This is a genomic window from Shewanella spartinae, assembly GCF_019457555.1.
Classification (GTDB): Bacteria; Pseudomonadota; Gammaproteobacteria; order Enterobacterales; family Shewanellaceae; genus Shewanella; species Shewanella loihica.
The window spans coordinates 2,078,116-2,095,592 of the sequence record NZ_CP080418.1 but is presented as its reverse complement, the minus strand read 5'-3'; the positions used below and the strand labels follow the sequence as shown (position 1 = coordinate 2,095,592).

Genomic DNA, 17,477 nt, shown 5'->3' with positions numbered 1-17,477 from the left:
CCACATCGACTCGCACGCGTGCTTGAGAATAGGTATTGACTAACGACAGCCTCCAAGTAAACCCTCTGAGATTGTCGACAAATCACCACAACCAAGTGAATCCTTAAGATTCTCTACTCGAAACAAAGATCGAGCCTTGGCTAATCTGTGCTAACATCACCTCATGTTTCAATAATTCACCCCAGAAATGATCGCACATTCCATCGACGCCGCCGCTTTATCGCCCCAATTTAACTTACCTAAGGTCGACCAACTTAAGACTAACTTGCACAGTCGACTACTTGGCCAGGAACGCACACTTGATGCCTTCAACCTTTTATCCAAGGCCTGCGGCCAGCATATGTACCTGGCCGATCAGAGCGGTATCGATAGGCTCGCCCTCATTTCAGCCCTGGTCGACTATCAGGGACACAGAGCGACCCACTATCTTAACCGTTTGGCGCCCGACACCAGCCTGGCATGGCAGACCGAGGCGGGCGAAGAGTGCCTATGCAGCGCGAGTAAACCCTATCGCTATCTGAGCGGTGCCATTAGACGCAGGGATCTCATAGGTCATCTCGATGCCCACAATCCTAATGTCTATCATCCGGGCGCCATGGCCGACTGTGATTACCTGTTTATCTGCGCCGAGTCGCTGTGGAAGCGTGAAGCCCTGTGGGAACTGGTAATGGAGGCTGCCCATCGCGGCGAATACCAGCTGCACTCTGGCTGGCCGCTAATTCCCCTGCACAGCAAGATCATCCTTGTAGGCAGTAGCACCTTATATAGCGTCAGCTATCTGGAAGAGCGTAACTTTCCCGCGGCCTTTCCCCTACTGGGTGAGTTAGTGGATGAGATAGATCTCAATGAATTTAGCGAACTCGACTATGGCAACTATTTAGTCGAACTGGCAGAAGCCAACCAGCTCACGCTGGAACAGTCGGCGCTGGCGCCTTTGTTTAATTACAGTGCCCGCTTGGCAGAGCATCAGCGCCACCTGAGCCTTGAGACGCTGGGGATCAGTCAGCTCATGGTACAGGCTGCCCTCTACGGCAAGAGCAAGCAACTTAACGGCGAGAACATCGCCCTCGCCCTCGCCCGCCATCAGACGCGCCACAACGCTTCTCAGAGCCTGTCAGCCCAGAGCTTCGATGACAACTTCATCAACCTGCCGACCCAAGGTGCTATGATAGGCCAGATCAACGGACTGACCGTATTGGATGCCGCCGAATACACCTATGGTGAGCCGGCGCGGATCACTGCCGCCGTGCACTATGGCGACGGCGAGGTAGCCGATATCGAACGTAAATCGGAACTTGGCGGCAATATACACGCCAAGGGCCTGATGATCCTCACCTCTTGCCTCTACCGTATCTTCGGTAAGGATGCGCCGCTGCATCTTAATGCCAACATAGTTTTCGAACAGTCGTACCAGGAGATCGATGGTGACAGCGCCTCACTGGCGGAATATTGCGCCCTGATGTCGGCCATTGCCGAGCAGCCAATAGAGCAAGGTATCGCCGCCACCGGCGCCATAGATCAGTTTGGTCAGGTACAGGCCATAGGTGGCGTTAACGAGAAGATCGAAGGCTTCTTCGACCTGTGTCAACGCAGAGGGCTTACGGGCACCCAGGGGGTGATCATCCCAGCCTCTAACGTGCAGCAACTCAACCTGGCACCAGCCGTGATAGCCGCCGTCAAGGCAAAAGAGTTTCACCTGTACCAGGTAAAGCACACGGATCAGGCGGTAGCCATCTTGATGAACAAGCCAGCCGGCAGCCGGGATGATAATGGGCAGTTCCCCGAGGAAAGCCTGTATGGCATGGTACAGGCGCGATTAGAAGGACTCGCCGGTTATCCCGATGAAGAGCGATCTTTTTTTGCCAACTTGCTCCATAAACTGAAACTTTCTAGCTGATCGGAGTTGTTTGGCGTACACGTGTTAGCTAACCTTGGCGACTCAAATTGCTAGAGTGAAGTTAACAATGAATAAAGCAAACAGTTTCAGTAAAGAAGAATTAGTCGTCTGCGGGCACGGTAACCTATTTGGCGCCAACTCGCCTCGCCTACCTATCGACAACATGTTGATGATAGACCGCATCACTAAGATCAACGATGACGGCGGCGAGTTTGGTAAGGGTGAAATTGTTGCTGAGCTGGATATCGATCCATCACTCTGGTTCTTCGGCTGTCACTTCGAGACAGATCCTGTGATGCCTGGTTGTCTGGGCCTAGACGCCATGTGGCAACTGGTCGGTTTCTTCCTCGGCTGGGAAGGCGCCGAAGGTAAGGGTCGCGCACTGGGCGTTGGTGAAGTGAAATTTACCGGCCAGGTGCTACCCGATGCGAAGAAGGTTACCTACAAGCTGACCATTAAGCGTAAGGTCTACAGAAAGCTGGTGATGGGTATTGCCGATGCGGTAATGGAAGTCGATGGACGTGAGATCTATTCGGCGACGGATTTAAAAGTCGGTATCTTTACCGATACCTCTAGCTTCTAAGCGATTTGCGATAGCTCATTTACGAAAATGCCCTCTAAACAGAGGGCAAACAGCTAAATCACTTGTTGAACAGGCCGCTGAGACGGCCATCGACGCCTTCGCGCCACCCTCCGAGCCAGTGTGATTTAGAGTCTAAAGTAGAATAAGGACAGTTATCCTTCGAGCGGCCACCTATCCCGGCCTGGAATCCCTTTGAAAAAGCTCTATCGAGACGATCTCTTTTTTGTCTTTTCATGCAAGCATCCTCTGTTCTCAAATCCTAAAGGCCGAAGCCTCATCCATAGAAATAGAACTTTTTCATCACGAGATCAATCAAAAATTCGCCTTTCGATAGGGTTATTTTTTAAACGCATGAGTTCCTTATTAATAAAAAATCGGGGCATTAGCCCCGATTTTTAGTTCGATAAGTTCTAACAACCCTTAGGCCAGAACACGACGTCTCAACCAAACCAATGGCAGCAGCAACAACCAGGCAAAACTGGCGGCGCCTTTACGCTCATATTTACCATTGCCCGAGTTATCTGTCTCTTCCACTTCACAGGCCGTACCCGATGTGGTCGGCTTTAGCACCACCATACGTGGCAGATAGGCGGTTACCGGCTGACCATTGGCATTGAGTGAGAATAATGGCTTACCGTTCTCACCAATTATTAGATTACCCTTCTCATCATACTGATAAGAAGGCTTACGAATGAAGGCTGTGCCCACTATGGTGCCATCATCGTTAATGCTGTTGGCTTCTACGATGCGGATCTCACTATCATAGTAAAGGGTCTTGCCATCACCATCGACCACCTCGACCTGGTTACGGGTCCACTTTCCGGCATCATCTTTAACATAACCCTTAGAATCACACACCAGGAGATCGTCGATAACGTTAAACTCGTCACTCGCCTTGTCATACAGGAAGGCCCCCTTCATACGTGGCTTCTCTTTCTCGCTGGTAACCTCGACGAAACCTACGACCTGATCTTTGTTGTTGATATCACGTGGACGCGAGCTGCGATCAGACATCACCTCATAAAAATCATTCGGCGTCACGAAGGTTGGATCTTCGGCGTTGGTGTCCAGATAGAAGAACTTGTCACGCAGGTAGCCTTCGATGTAGCGGCGGTAGCTGCCCACCAGAATGCCATTGTCGTTGATGTCATAGGCAACAGATGACAGCTGATCGTTAGTCATCTTCACCCAGTGATATTGGTAATCACCTTGAGCATCTTTCTTCCAATAGGCGGCATCGAACGCCAGCTTATCCTTGTTATCGTTACGATAGACATGAGAGCGACCAGCAATCACACCCTCACTGTTCAAACCAATCCCCTGAGCGGTGAACACACTGTCTGAAGTCGACTCAAGTCCCAGCGGTAACTCGGTCGGCGTCACGTCCGTACCATCGAACTGCCACACAAAGGCGCGTGTCTGATAAAGAATACGGCGCGCATTGTTGCTATCGGGATATTGATCCCTCTGCACACAGACATCGATTGGATAGGTCTCACCGCTGATACAGTTATCGACACGGGTTTGACTCGTCTTGGCCAGTTCTGTGGTCGCATAGCCTGTGATCAGGTTATTATCATTAATAGCCGCCGCCACAGAAACCCCGCCCACAACTACATCCGTATCGTCTTTGCTATAAACGGTATAGGGTGGTACCAAGGCGATATCTGTCCCTTCTGCAGTCTTGAGGAAGCCACGCTCCTCAAATTCACGGTAGTACCAATATTCCTGATCTTGGTTACTGTCGTTGCGCTCGCCAGTAAACTCGGTTTTCTGCTCAGGCGCGGTATAGGTACCTACCTTGATCCCATTATTGTTAATGCCATAGTAATAGGCATTGATCGAGTTAATGGTCTCCGGCTGATCCTCATCGGTATCTTTCGGATGGGTAGTGCCGAAAACCGAATCGAAAGTTGGGATCCAGCTACCGCTGGCACCATTGCCATCGGCGGAAAAGGTAAAGTTATTAGCAATAATGGGCGCGTTAATGGAGTAAGACACTAGTTGCTCAGGCGGAATACCATCTTCGATATCGATGGCGCCACCAGTCTCGTCGTCAACCTCGAGCTTCTTCTTACCCTTAGAGATCCCCACCATCTTATCTTGCTGATTAACAAACATGCCGTAGCCGTTGATGGTCGACTCTAAGGTACCATTAAGATCATAGTCTTGAATGTTCTGGATCTCATAGACAGGTGCAGCGTGAGCCGTCTGCAGCGCGGTGATCACTCCGGCGGCGACTAAAGAGATGGCTCTATCAAACTTCAACTTCATGTACTTTTCCTATTATTCTATCGTCTATTTGAGGGCTTCTAGCTCTTCCCAACGTTCGAAACACACTTCTAATTCCTGTTCCAGCTCTGCCAATTCATTTAATCGGCTACTGACCAGATCTTGTGCTTGAGTATAAAAATCGGGCTCATTGATAACTGCCTGCAAGCTTTCGATCTCAGCTTCGAGTTGCTCCATCTTGGCAGGCAAGGCATCGAGTTCTCTCTGTAATTTATAAGAAAGTTTCTTCTCTGCTTTAGCGGCCGCCTTAGTTTCGCGCTTAACTGGTTCGGCAACCTTGGGTTGGACAGCGTCCTTGGCAACTGGTTCCTCAGAATAAAATTTTGCCCCCTGTGACACGGCATCTTGGTAGCCGCCAACATATTCGCTCCAGCCGCCGTTACCGGTAAACCACCAGGAGCTGGTAACCGTGTTGTCGATAAAGGCACGATCGTGACTCACCAATAACAAGGTGCCTTGATAATCGGTCAACAGCGACTCTAGCAACTCTAAGGTCTCGATATCAAGATCGTTTGTCGGTTCATCGAGAATGATCAGGTTTGCTGGCCTCAGCAACAGACGGGCCAGCAGTAATCGATTCTTCTCCCCACCGGAAAGTGCTTTCACCGGCGTGCGGGCGCGCATGGGTGAAAACAGAAAGTCCTGCAGGTAGCTGAGGATATGCCTGTCCTGACCATTGATGGTCACCGTCTTCTTGCCTTCACCCACGTTGTCTTCAACGGTTTTTTCCGGATCAAGCGCCTCACGGTATTGGTCGAAATAGGCCACTTCTAACTTAGTGCCCACCTTCACCTCGCCGGACTGAGGCGCAAGCTGACCAATCAACAGCTTGATTAGGGTCGACTTGCCACAGCCATTAGGGCCAATAAGGGCAATACGATCGCCGCGCATCACAGAGGTGGTGAAATTCTTCACCAGGTTCTTATCTGGCAGGTTGTAGTTGAGATCTTTAATATCAAATACCAGCTTACCCGAGCGCTCGGTATCGGCCACGGCCATCTTAGCGCCGCCCTGACGATTGATACGCTCCATACGCTCCATACGCAGCGCTTTAAGCGCGCGCACGCGGCCTTCATTACGGGTACGGCGCGCCTTGATCCCTTGGCGGATCCAGGCTTCCTCTTCGGCCAGCTTCTTATCGAACTGAGCGTTCTTCTCCTCTTCAACCCTGAGCCATTCTGCCTTGCCGTCTAGGTAGGTCTGGTAATCACCGGGCCAGGAGGTCACCACACCCCGGTCGAGATCCACGATACGGGTCGCCATGCGCTGAATGAAGCCACGGTCGTGACTGATAAAGACGATGGCGCCACGATAATTAAGCAGAAACTCTTCCAGCCACTCGATTGTATCGATATCCAGGTGGTTGGTCGGCTCGTCGAGCAACAGCAGATCAGGCTCGCTCACCAAAGCGCGCGCCAGCGCCACCTTACGCTGCCAGCCGCCAGACAGGCTAGCCAGGCTCGCATCGGCGTCCAGTCCCAGAAGTTCACAGGTCTGATTGATGCGGGTATCGAGCTGCCAGCCGTTGAGATGATCGAGATCCGATTGAAGACGTTCCATCTGCTTAAGCAGCCGCTCCATCTCCTGGGCGTCAACGTGGGCAACATCGTGAGACAGCTGATGATAACGCTCAAGCTTCTCGCCCACCTCCTGCAAACCAGCCGAGATATAGGCGTAAACCGTGCCCTGCTCCGCCTTGGGTGGGTCCTGTTGCAGTCTGCTAACCTTAACATCTGTGGCGATGTTAAACTCGCCATCGTCGAGTAACACCTCACCGCCAATCACCTTCATCAGGCTCGATTTACCGGCGCCGTTACGGCCCACGATACAGACGCGCTCGCCCGGCTCTATGGTAAAGTCGGCGTTTTGCAATAAGGGGGTGTAGCCATAGGCCAATGAGCCGTTATTAATACGAACCAGACTCAATTTATGCTCCTGTAAATTGTTGCAACTGCTCGCTGTCGAAAGGCCAGCCTAACTCGGCGTCATCGGCCCTACGCAGCAGCACTGGAATACGCACGCCATAGCGCTGCGCCAGTTGCTCGTCATCGCAGATATCCTGCAAGACAAAATCGATATTCAGCGCCGTGATAAGCGCCTGGGCCTGCTCACACAGGTGGCAGGCATCGGTATGAAAAAGAATATAGCCGCTGGTCTTAGGCATGCTGAATCAACCAGGTATTATGAATATGCGGATTACGCTTGTAATCCAGAGGTAGCGTCTGCTTATCCAGGTTAGTGATCGACAAACCAAGGGCACTAAGTGCCTCGCTATCCATCTTAAATTTGCGCTTGTTGTTGGAGAACAGTATCTCCCCGCCCGGACGCAGCAACTTCACCAGCGCGCTCAACAGCTTGACGTGGTCGCGCTGCACATCGAAAGAATCTTCCATGCGCTTGGAGTTAGAGAAGGTCGGTGGATCGATGAAGATCAGATCATACTGCTGGTCGCAGTCATCTATCCACTGCAGGCAATCGCCCTGAATAAACTGATACTGCTTGCCTTTAAGGCCATTCAACTCGAAGTTGTCCTGCGCCCAGTTGAGATAGGTGTTAGACATATCGACTGTGGTCACCGACTTAGCACCACCCAGGGCGGCGTGCACCGAGGCGCTGCCGGTATAGGCAAACAGGTTAAGCACGTCTCTGCCTTTCGACTTCTCACCCACTAGCTTGCGGGTCAGTCTGTGATCTAAGAAGAGACCTGTATCCAGGTAGTCCTTCAAGTTGAGCTTAAACTTGGCGCCGTACTCAGTGGTAACCAGCTCGAGCTTTGTGGCATCCAGTTTCTGGTATTGGTTGGTACCCTTCTGACGCTCACGAGTCTTGAGAATAATCTTATCGGGGTCGACACCGATGGCCTGGGGCAGCACCAGTAAGACATCGGTCAGGCGACGCTTAGTCACCGCCTCGGGAATCGACTTAGGCGCCGAATACTCCTGAATCACCACATGATCCAGATAGATATCTACCGCTACATTGTACTCGGGGATATCGGCGTCGTAGAGGCGATAGCTGTCTATCCCCTCGCGCTGAGCCCATTTGCTCAGCTGCTTATGATTCTTCTTGATACGGTTACTAAAGGCCGTGGCGACCTCGCTCACCTCACCGCCCTGGCTCAACACCTGGCTAGGGTCGAGACGACGGGTGCTGTTGGCATGCAGCGTATAGAGGTTAAAGGCACACTCGAGCGCGCCGTTATACATCTTCATCTGCTTGTCGGCTTTCAGCTTAAGGGCCGAGAGGAGTTCGATGTCGCTGTTGAGCACAGCCACCTGCCAACCGCCAAATTCGGCCTTGAGCTTGTCACCCAGTTGATAGTAGAGCTGCAACAGCGAAGTGACATTACCCAAACGCTCACCATAAGGCGGGTTAGTGATCAGATAGCCCTGCTCCACCGGCGGCGTCACATTGAGAGCGTTGGAGACCGAAAACTCGATAAGCTCGGCAACGCCAGCGTTTTGCGCGTTACGCTTTGCCAAAGCGACCAGACGCGAATCGATATCTGAGCCATAAAACTTGATCTCACAACGCTTGGTACCGATAGAAGCGCGAGCATTGGCCTCAGCAAGCAGCTCCTGCCAGTCGGCCTCTTGATGGCGTAGCCAGTGCTCGAAACCGAAACGGCGACGCTGCAACGCTGGGGCGATATCGCAGGCCATCATGGCCGCCTCTATCAATATGGTACCACTACCGCAGAATGGGTCGAGTAGATCTTTCGGCGACTGTTGCCAGCCGCTACGCACCAGCATGTTGGCCGCCAGGTTTTCCTTTAGCGGTGCCTCCCCCGTGGTGGAGCGATAACCGCGCTGATGCAGCGCAGGCCCAGAGAAATTAATCCCCAGGGTAATTTGGCCACGGCGATAATGGGCGTCTATTTTAAAGTCGGCATCCACACGGGCCACATCGGGACGTGGGCAGCCATCGTCACGAAAACGGTCAACCACAGCATCTTTTATCTTAAGCGCGCCAAACTGTGAGTTCTTAATAAAGCCACCCACGCCATGAAAATCTATGCTAAAGCTGCTCTTATTGGAGAAATGGGTCTGCCAATCGATGCAGTAGGCCGCATTATAGAGCTGCTCGGGATTCTCACAGGGCCCCTTATAGATCACCAGAATGATACGGCTGGCGAGTCGCGACCATAGGGTTATACGGTAAGCCAGATTAAGGGGAGCAGAGAAATAGACGCCGGCAACGCTTTCCTTTATCTCGGCGGCGCCAAGCTCTGCCAGTTCCAACGACAGGGCGTACTCATAGCCTCTTGGGGCTGCGGCAAAAAAATTCAACATGGATAGATAGACACACTTCAAAATTCAATCCGTCATTATACCTTGTCCTCAGATTAAATGATAAAAAGTTCTGCCAAATGAAGGTTTAAAATTTCCCGGCTTGATCGATAAGGCAGCACATTGACGGATTAATAAACGCTTGACCCGAATTTCGTAATCGTTACTTGCATTGGCTCCACCATGTCGATATAGTTCGCCCCGCTTTGACGCACTGAGTACTTAACAGCAGCTGAGCTGTTGGGGCTACAGAGGTTAGAGTGAACATCCGGACGCGGGATGGAGCAGCTTGGTAGCTCGTCGGGCTCATAACCCGAAGGTCGTCGGTTCAAATCCGGCTCCCGCAACCAATTTCTTTCGTAGCAAGAATCAAAACAACTACAGCGTTTCTTACGGACGCGGGATGGAGCAGCTTGGTAGCTCGTCGGGCTCATAACCCGAAGGTCGTCGGTTCAAATCCGGCTCCCGCAACCAATTTCTTTCGTAGCAAGAATCAAAACAACTACAGCGTATCTCACGGACGCGGGATGGAGCAGTTTGGTAGCTCGTCGGGCTCATAACCCGAAGGTCGTCGGTTCAAATCCGGCTCCCGCAACCAATTTCTTTGTAGCAAGAATCAAAACAACTACAGCGTTTCTTACGGACGCGGGATGGAGCAGTTTGGTAGCTCGTCGGGCTCATAACCCGAAGGTCGTCGGTTCAAATCCGGCTCCCGCAACCAATTTCTTATGTAAAAACTCTCCATTATCATTAGCTCCCTAACTAAGAGAAAAACGGCTCGTCGGGCTCAACTCTCTATACAAGCAGCGAAGGTCCACGGTTCAAATCCGGCTCCCGCAACCAATTTCAGATTTAGCCCCCTCTCTATATATTCAAGCGTAGCTCGCCTGGTTCAACTCGCGATATGAGCTTCGAAGGTCGTCGACGGTATGCCGCCCAGTTCAAATCCGGCTCCCGCAACCAATTTCAGATTTAACCCCCTTTATATGTACTCAATCGTAGCTCGCCTGGTTCAACTCGCGATATTAGCTTCGAGGGTCGTCGACGGTATGCCGCCCAATCCAAATCCGGCTCCCGCAACCAATTTCTTAAGTAAACAATTCCCCTCTTTCCTAACTTAATCAATGCAAAAAAGCAGTTTGGCTACTTGTCAGATTCAACTCTCTACACAATCAGTAATCACAGCGATCAGCATTCAATAATCAACAAAGACCTCTGACCTACTTCGCCAAGCTTAAAGAACCTTTCTAGAAATCCAAGTCAATAAATTCACTACAGCTGTGTTTATTCTCCCCTTATTCACAAACTTCAATATGGAGCAATCTTGGAGCTTTACCCAATACTCCAATCTAAAGGTGTGATCATAAAATAGACAACAAAGCATTATTGGTTAGCGAGTATTCATTTTCTCCATTGTGTTGCGCATGTGAATAAAATCAATAGTGCCTATTTGATGAGCACATAGCGGCTTAATCAAAGATGAGAAAATGAAGAAGAAAAATAAAGAAAAAGAGGTAAGGAAACATCATGGATCGAAAAAACGATTTAGATTTGATCATCGCAATAAAATAAATAGATCAAACAGTAGGCATAAAAATGGGGAGCAGACGCTCCCCATCCAATGAATCTATTCTCGCATTTAGCGTTATTAAGCCGCGGCTATCTGACGATTGGCCTTTAGCGGATGCAATCTATCGTTCATCACCTTAATGCAGTCGAATTGGCGCATCGCCTTACTGTCGCTCAAATGCAATTCGGGCGATAACAACATAACCAGGGATGCCTGAATATTAGACTCGACCACCAGTACTTGCACCACCTCGCCTTGGCATTTCAATTGAAACACCTTGCCTAGTTCACTGTAAACACAGACGGCAGATGTCTCAAAAAACCAAGACTTAGGCATCTGAGGTTTTAATAGAAAATGTGCAGCCGTGGCGTTAAGCGCCAACTGTACCCTCACCGCGTCGGCTATATTTAATGACTTACCGATACGCTCAATAAACTCTATATAGAATTTGGCGTGCTCGACATTAAATTCCGTGGTGGCCAGGGCATCAGGAATAAGAGCTTTCGTTTTATAGGGAGTCAGAAATTCCATATCCGAACCTAACGAAACGCTTAAAACCCCATACGAATCGTTATATATCCATTGCCAATCCCTTTGTGGCATTAATAACATAACGTGTACCTATATACTTTAATACAGCTCGATAATAGATGATATTTCATCCAATATCAAAAAAAATATTATAAATATGATATAGATTACAACACGTTATCGCGATCAAACGCGATCTAAATAAGATCGCGCGATCGTTTTAAGATCTAAAATAAGATCTTATTTACTTTTTACGCGATAAGCATCGACGATCTCTTTAATTAATTCTGGTCCGCGATAAATAAAACCAGAATAAATTTGTACCATGGTCGCACCCGCATCAAGTTTATCTAGCGCGTCGGCTGCACTGTTAATACCACCAACCCCTATGATGGGCACCTGACCTTTCAGGCAATCAGCCAACTGCTTAATCACTTTTGTTGACAATGAATTCAAAGGCTTACCACTTAAGCCACCGGCTTCGTTAGAATTCACCAAGCCGCTGACACCGTCGCGGGTCAGCGTGGTGTTGGTGGCGATAGCACCATCGAACTCGTTACGAATGAGCGACTCGGCAATCTTCTCAATCTCCTCTGGCTCAAGATCCGGCGCAATTTTCAGTGCGATCGGCACATACTTTCCATGACGCTCGGCAAGATCTTTTTGCTTAGCTTTTAGTGATCCCAATAGATCATCAAGCAGATCGCCATACTGCAAACTGCGCAGGCCTGGTGTGTTTGGCGATGAGATATTGACCGCAATATAGGCTGCATAGGGGTAAACCTTATCCATACAGATGAGGTAATCCTCTTTGCCCTGCTCTACCGGCGTATCCTTGTTCTTACCGATATTCACCCCAACCATGGCGCCAGACTTGGCTGCCTTCAGGTTAGCGACCAGATTATCGACACCCTTATTGTTAAAGCCCATACGATTGATAATCGCCTTAGCCGGCTTTAAACGAAACAGGCGCGGCTGATCATTACCAGGCTGTGGACGTGGCGTTACCGTGCCCACTTCCACATGGCCAAATCCCATGGCGTGGAACGCATCGATACATTCACCATCCTTGTCCATACCGGCAGCCAAGCCGACAGGATTTGGAAAGGTCAATCCCATAAACTCGACAGGGGCCGCTTGCAGCTTCTGTGCATAAAAGCAGTTTAATGGCGAATTCGCAGTTGACTTCAGACTGCCTATAGCAAGGTTATGGGCCTTCTCTGGATCCATCTGAAACATCACTTTCTGTGCGATTTTGTAAAACATGCATTCTCCTAGACCGAAAAAAGCCCCGGCGATTGCCAGGGCTCATGACTAATTTTTATTTTTTACGATTGACCTTCGCAATGAAGGATCAACAGATTCAGCTCACGTAGGGCGACTGAGAACTTAGCAAACTCGTGGGTCTGCGAGGTCTTAAAGTCTGCAAGCATGTGGAACCATCTCTCCAATAAGCCCTGATTGGATTCGACCCACTGATCGATAATGGCGTCAGCGTCGCAAACCGATGGGCAGGTACGTAACACCACTGAACTCAGTGAACGTTGTTGCCAATCGAGTTCTTCCCTAAATGCCGCTCTCGCCAGCGCCTGCCAGTGGTTAGCCACAGGCTGGGCACTGATCTGCTCGAGGAACCAGTGTAGGTCGATACGAGCACCTAACTTGTAGTAGGTCTCGGCAACCAAGGCCACTGGCTTATCTTCCAGCTCGGCAATTTGTGAGATATCCAGTGCAGAGAACAATGTGCTCATATTGACGACATCGGTCGCCACCTGCTCTGGTACCCCTTCTTTCACCAGCGCTGCAATCTCGGCGCGGATGCCGTTAACTTCATCTTCCACCAGATACTGATGAACGTTCTGACGAAGTTCCTGGAACACTGGGCTAAAGAAGGCCACAACCTGCTCAATGCTTTGGTTACGGTTACGATGACGTAAGAACCAACGACACGCGCGGCGTAGATTACGACGCAACTGATGCAGCATCTCACCCTGAACCACAGCAGGTACCACACCGTTTAGCGCCGTGATCGATTTAGTTAATTCAGCTAAACCAAATACTTCACGAGCCATAGTGTAGCAGATAGCGGCTTCGGCGACTGAGGCACCAGTCTCATCTTGCATACGCTGAACGAAATTCAAGCCCATGTCGTTAACCAACTCGTTGGCCAAAGAGGTAGCAATGATTTCGGCGCGCAGCGGATGGGTAACCATACGCTCGCTGTACTTCTCCTGTAGCTGACGAGGGAAGTATTCGATAAGCAGCTGGCTCAGGAAAGAATCGTCGGTAATTTCCGGCGTGAGCAGTTGCTCTTTCAATACCATCTTGGCGTAGGCCACCAGTACCGACAGCTCAGGGCGAGTCAGTGACTTACCGTTCGCCAAACGCTCAGCCAGCTCATCATCACTCGGCAGGAACTCGAGTGCTCTGTCTAGCTTGTCTTCCTTCTCCAGGTAATGGATGAAGCGGATCTGCTCTTTCAACTGCTCGGCACCGCGCACCTGAGTCACAGAGATGGTACGGGTCTGATCCTTACAGTCTTGCAGTACGATGCGGCTGACTTCGTCAGTCATCTCAACCAGCAGACGGTTACGCTGTTTCACCGTCATCTCACCTTCGGCAACCATGGCGTTCAGCAAGATCTTGATGTTAACTTCGTTGTCCGAACAATCCACACCACCTACGTTATCCACGAAGTCGGTGTTCATGCGGCCACCGTTGGCGGCATATTCGATACGACCCAGTTGAGTACAACCTAGGTTGCCACCCTCGCCTATGATGCGGGCCTGAACCTCGTTACCGTTAACGCGCAGTGCGTCGTTGGCGCGGTCACCCACCTCGGCGTGCGTCTCGCTGGTCGCCTTGATGTAGGTACCGATACCACCGTTCCAGATCAGATCCACCTTCATCTTCAGCAGCTCTTTAAGCAGCTCGTTTGGTGTCATAGATGCTTTCTTGGTATCCAGCATCTTCTTCATTTCTGGCGTCAGTGTGATTGACTTGGCCGAGCGCAGGAATATTCCACCGCCCTTAGAGATCAAATCTTTATTGTAATCTTCCCAGCTTGAACGTGGCATCTCGAACAGACGTGCACGCTCTTTATAACTGCTGGCCGCATCCGGATTCGGGTCGATGAAGATATGCATGTGGTTAAATGCCGTCACCAGACGAGTGTGCTCAGAGAGCAGCATACCGTTACCGAATACGTCACCGGCCATATCACCGATCGCCAAACAGGTGAAATCTGTGGTCTGGCAATCGATGCCGATCTCACGGAAGTGACGCTTAACAGATTCCCACGCGCCGCGCGCCGTGATACCCATCTTCTTATGGTCGTAACCGTTACTACCACCGGATGCGAAGGCGTCTCCTAGCCAGAAACCATACTCTTCAGAGATAGCGTTGGCGATATCAGAGAAGGTCGCGGTACCTTTGTCGGCCGCCACAACCAGATATGGGTCGTCTTCATCGTGACGAACCACGTTTGCCGGTGGAACGATTTCGCCTTCGACGATGTTGTCAGAGATATCCAGCAGACCGCGGATAAACAGGCGGTAACACTCTTGGCCTTCAGTGAAGAAGGCATCGCGGCCACCTTCGGTCGGCAGTTGCTTACAAACGAAGCCACCCTTGGCGCCCACAGGTACGATAACAGTGTTCTTCACCTGCTGTGCTTTCACCAGACCCAGTACCTCGGTACGGAAGTCTTCGCGACGGTCAGACCAGCGCAGGCCACCGCGGGCAACCTTGCCACCACGTAGGTGAACACCTTCAACCCTTGGTGAGTAGACGAAGATCTCAAACTTAGGCAGCGGACGTGGCATCTCAGGGATCTCTTCAGGGGAGAACTTGAATGACACGTATGGCTTGTTGCTACCGTCTGGCAGCACCTGATAAAAGTTGGTACGCAGTGTGGCGTTGATCAGATCCAAGTAACGACGAATGATACGGTCGTCATCCAGGCTAGATACATCTTCCAGACGCATATCGATCTGTTCAACAAACTTAGCCAGAGTACGAGTCTTCAGCTTAGGGTTGAACTTACGGATAAACATCTTCACCAGCAGATCTGCTATCTGTGGGTAGCTGCTAAAGGTCTCTTCGATGTAGGCCTGACTGAAGGTCGCATCGATCTGACGCATATACTTAGCATAGGCACGCAGTACAGACACTTCGCGGCCAGACAGACCGGTCGCCAATACCAGACGGTTAAAGCCGTCATCTTCAAGCTCTTTACGCCATACCTGAGACAGGGCTGTCTGGAATCTATCTTGGCTATCTGCCAGGTTATCAACCGCCGCGCCTTGTACCGTCATCAAGAAGTCAAGGATCCAGAAGGTTGAACCATCGGCGGTCATCACTTCATAGGGACGTTCGTTGATCACGCGCAGGCCGAAGTTTTCCAGCATAGGCAATACATCAGACAGATGGATTGGCTCATCTTTATGGAAGAGTTTCAGGCGAACCTTGTTGTCTTTAAGCGCGGTTTCCTGTGGCTGATAGAAGAGCATGCCAAGCTTGTGATCATCATCCAGCGCTTCTAAGTGCTCGATATCCACCACCGCAGAGCTAGGCAACACATCTTCTTTGTAGCTGCGTGGGAACGCATTCACATAACGTTTGACCAAACGGTTGCCAGACTCTTCGCCTTGGGCAGTGATCAGCGCTGTGTTTAACTTGTCTTCCCATGAACGCGCAGCTTCAATTAGATTGTTTTCGATGGCAGCCACATCTACATCCGTAATATTATTATCGACTTTGACTATATAGTGAGTACGCGCGAGCGTAGACTCAGAGAAATAAGTTGTAAATTCAACATCTTCTTTAGTGTTGAAGTGCTGCGCCAGAATACGTTGAGTATCTTCACGCAGCTTAGTGTTGTATCTGTCTTTAGAGACGTATACCAGACAAGAGAGGAAACGACCGAAGCCATCCTTGCGAACAAACAGCTTGAGTTTGTCGCGATCTTGCATCTCGAGTACACCGTGAGCCATGCTGGCCAGTTCAGATTCCCGAGCCTGAACGATCTCGTCACGCGGTAAGGTTTCCAGAATATGCATCAAAGCCTTGTAGTCGTGAGAATGCGGCGTCAGGCCAGAGTCATCCAGTACGCGCTGGATCTTCTCTGCCAGTAGCGGGATCTCACGTGGGCTACGGTTATACAGGTTTGACGCGTACAGGCCGATGAATCTGTCTTCACCAATAACGTTACCCTGCTCGTCGAAACGTTTGATGCCGATATAGTCGACATAGGCTGGGCGGTGAACGCGGCTCTTCTCAGTGCTCTTGGTCAGGATAAGCAGACTGCTGTCGAGCGCTTCTTTACGAGCGGTATCTGACAGACTGGAAAGCATGAGTCCCTTAGAACTCTTAGGCTTACCCGGTACATTCATCAGACCCAGGCTGGTCTCGTTAGCCGGCAGCAGCTCGAGATCGCCCTCGACCTTGTGCAGGTCGTAACGGCGGTAACCCAGCAAGGTGAAATGATGGTTGTTCAGATAGGTCAGGAAGTTGATGGCCTCATCCAGCTCACGCTTCTCACCCGGGAACGGACGACTAGGTAGCTCGGCGATGGTCTCGCTCAGCTTGTTCGACATCGCCTGCCAGTCGTTGACCGATGCAGCCACGTCACCCAATACAGATTGAATCTCTTTTTCCAGGCTCTTGATATCGGCGTCGCTGCTCAGTCTGTCGACTTCGATCAGGAATACGGCAACCTTGTCGTTGCTCTCATCCTTGTCATCGTTGTAGCTAACACCTGTGATCACGCCTTGGTCACGCTTCACGGTCAATGGCGTGTGCAGCATCATGTGAGTGGTGATGCCCATGCGGTTAAGCGCCATGCCTACAGAGTCAACAAGGAAAGGCATATCCGGTTGAATCACCTCGATAATTGAGTGGGATGATTTCCAACCATGCTTAGATTGACTCGGGTTAAACACGCGAATATGGGTCTCGCCAACAGGCGTCTTGTTCGCGGCATTCCAAAGGCTGAGGACGGCGCCGTAAAGATCACTGTCATTGCGGTGTTGCAAGTCATCTTTCGACATGTGGGCATAAATACAAGTTGCGAACTGTTCAACTTGCTTGGCTTGTGTATTGGGAACTTTCGAATGAATTAGGCTGACTACGTTCTCGAGTAGTACTGAAGGCATTGCATCTTTCAAGGCCATGTTGCTGTTTCCTTTAGGGTCTATGGCAGCGTTTTTGTAATTTTATGGATGCTTGAGCATATGACAGGCCAAATCTAATTATGTGACCTAAGTCATAGCGCGAAGTTTATTACTAAATGTGCCAATTTTCGAGAACTATTTT

The 17,477-nt window shown here is 50.5% G+C and carries 10 protein-coding genes and 4 tRNA genes; 6 read left to right on the top strand and 8 right to left on the bottom strand.

Going from position 1 to position 17,477, the window contains the following annotated elements:
* Positions 1-187 precede the first annotated feature (187 nt).
* A complete protein-coding gene (locus K0I31_RS09380) occupies positions 188-1,897 on the top strand; it encodes a S16 family serine protease (RefSeq protein WP_220080633.1) in 1,710 nt (569 codons plus the stop codon).
* Positions 1,898-1,964: 67 nt separating this feature from the next.
* Positions 1,965-2,480, top strand: coding sequence for a bifunctional 3-hydroxydecanoyl-ACP dehydratase/trans-2-decenoyl-ACP isomerase (fabA, locus tag K0I31_RS09375; RefSeq protein WP_220080632.1), 516 nt, complete (start codon positions 1,965-1,967; stop codon positions 2,478-2,480).
* 58 nt (positions 2,481-2,538) lie between these two features.
* Here fabA and rmf read toward each other — a convergent pair whose 3' ends face one another.
* From rmf to rlmKL, 5 genes are all read right to left on the bottom strand, one after another.
* Positions 2,539-2,715, bottom strand: a complete 177-nt coding sequence (gene rmf / locus K0I31_RS09370; RefSeq protein WP_011865614.1) for a ribosome modulation factor — start codon at positions 2,713-2,715, stop codon at positions 2,539-2,541.
* A gap of 185 nt (positions 2,716-2,900) precedes the next feature.
* A complete protein-coding gene (locus tag K0I31_RS09365; protein ID WP_220080631.1) occupies positions 2,901-4,754 on the bottom strand; it encodes a DUF3466 family protein in 1,854 nt (617 codons plus the stop codon).
* Between the two features lie 24 nt (positions 4,755-4,778).
* On the bottom strand, positions 4,779-6,698 hold the full coding sequence (locus tag K0I31_RS09360; protein WP_220080630.1) for an ABC transporter ATP-binding protein: 1,920 nt from the start codon (positions 6,696-6,698) through the stop codon (positions 4,779-4,781).
* Position 6,699: 1 nt separating this feature from the next.
* The gene (locus K0I31_RS09355; RefSeq protein WP_144199065.1) at positions 6,700-6,936 is read right to left on the bottom strand and encodes a glutaredoxin family protein; all 237 of its coding nucleotides are present in this window, start codon (positions 6,934-6,936) and stop codon (positions 6,700-6,702) included.
* Entirely contained in the window at positions 6,929-9,064 is a 2,136-nt protein-coding gene (gene rlmKL, locus K0I31_RS09350) for a bifunctional 23S rRNA (guanine(2069)-N(7))-methyltransferase RlmK/23S rRNA (guanine(2445)-N(2))-methyltransferase RlmL (RefSeq protein ID WP_220080629.1), read from the bottom strand. Before rlmKL ends, K0I31_RS09355 begins: the two co-directional genes overlap by 8 nt.
* A gap of 270 nt (positions 9,065-9,334) precedes the next feature.
* On the opposite strand from rlmKL, the gene K0I31_RS09345 reads away from it, so the two are divergent.
* From K0I31_RS09345 to K0I31_RS09330, 4 genes are all read left to right on the top strand, one after another.
* A tRNA-Met gene (locus K0I31_RS09345) sits at positions 9,335-9,411 on the top strand.
* A 47-nt stretch (positions 9,412-9,458) separates the two neighbouring features.
* Positions 9,459-9,535: transfer RNA gene (locus K0I31_RS09340), tRNA-Met, on the top strand.
* 47 nt (positions 9,536-9,582) lie between these two features.
* Positions 9,583-9,659 (top strand) — tRNA-Met (locus tag K0I31_RS09335).
* Between the two features lie 46 nt (positions 9,660-9,705).
* A tRNA-Met gene (locus K0I31_RS09330) sits at positions 9,706-9,782 on the top strand.
* A 927-nt stretch (positions 9,783-10,709) separates the two neighbouring features.
* On the opposite strand, the gene K0I31_RS09325 is transcribed toward K0I31_RS09330, so the two are convergent.
* From K0I31_RS09325 to K0I31_RS09315, 3 genes are all read right to left on the bottom strand, one after another.
* On the bottom strand, positions 10,710-11,243 hold the full coding sequence (locus K0I31_RS09325) for a cell division protein ZapC (protein WP_011865609.1): 534 nt from the start codon (positions 11,241-11,243) through the stop codon (positions 10,710-10,712).
* A 159-nt stretch (positions 11,244-11,402) separates the two neighbouring features.
* A complete protein-coding gene (gene pyrD / locus K0I31_RS09320) occupies positions 11,403-12,428 on the bottom strand; it encodes a quinone-dependent dihydroorotate dehydrogenase (protein ID WP_220080628.1) in 1,026 nt (341 codons plus the stop codon).
* Between the two features lie 62 nt (positions 12,429-12,490).
* Positions 12,491-17,335, bottom strand: a complete 4,845-nt coding sequence (locus K0I31_RS09315; protein WP_220080627.1) for an NAD-glutamate dehydrogenase — start codon at positions 17,333-17,335, stop codon at positions 12,491-12,493.
* Positions 17,336-17,477: the final 142 nt, after the last annotated feature.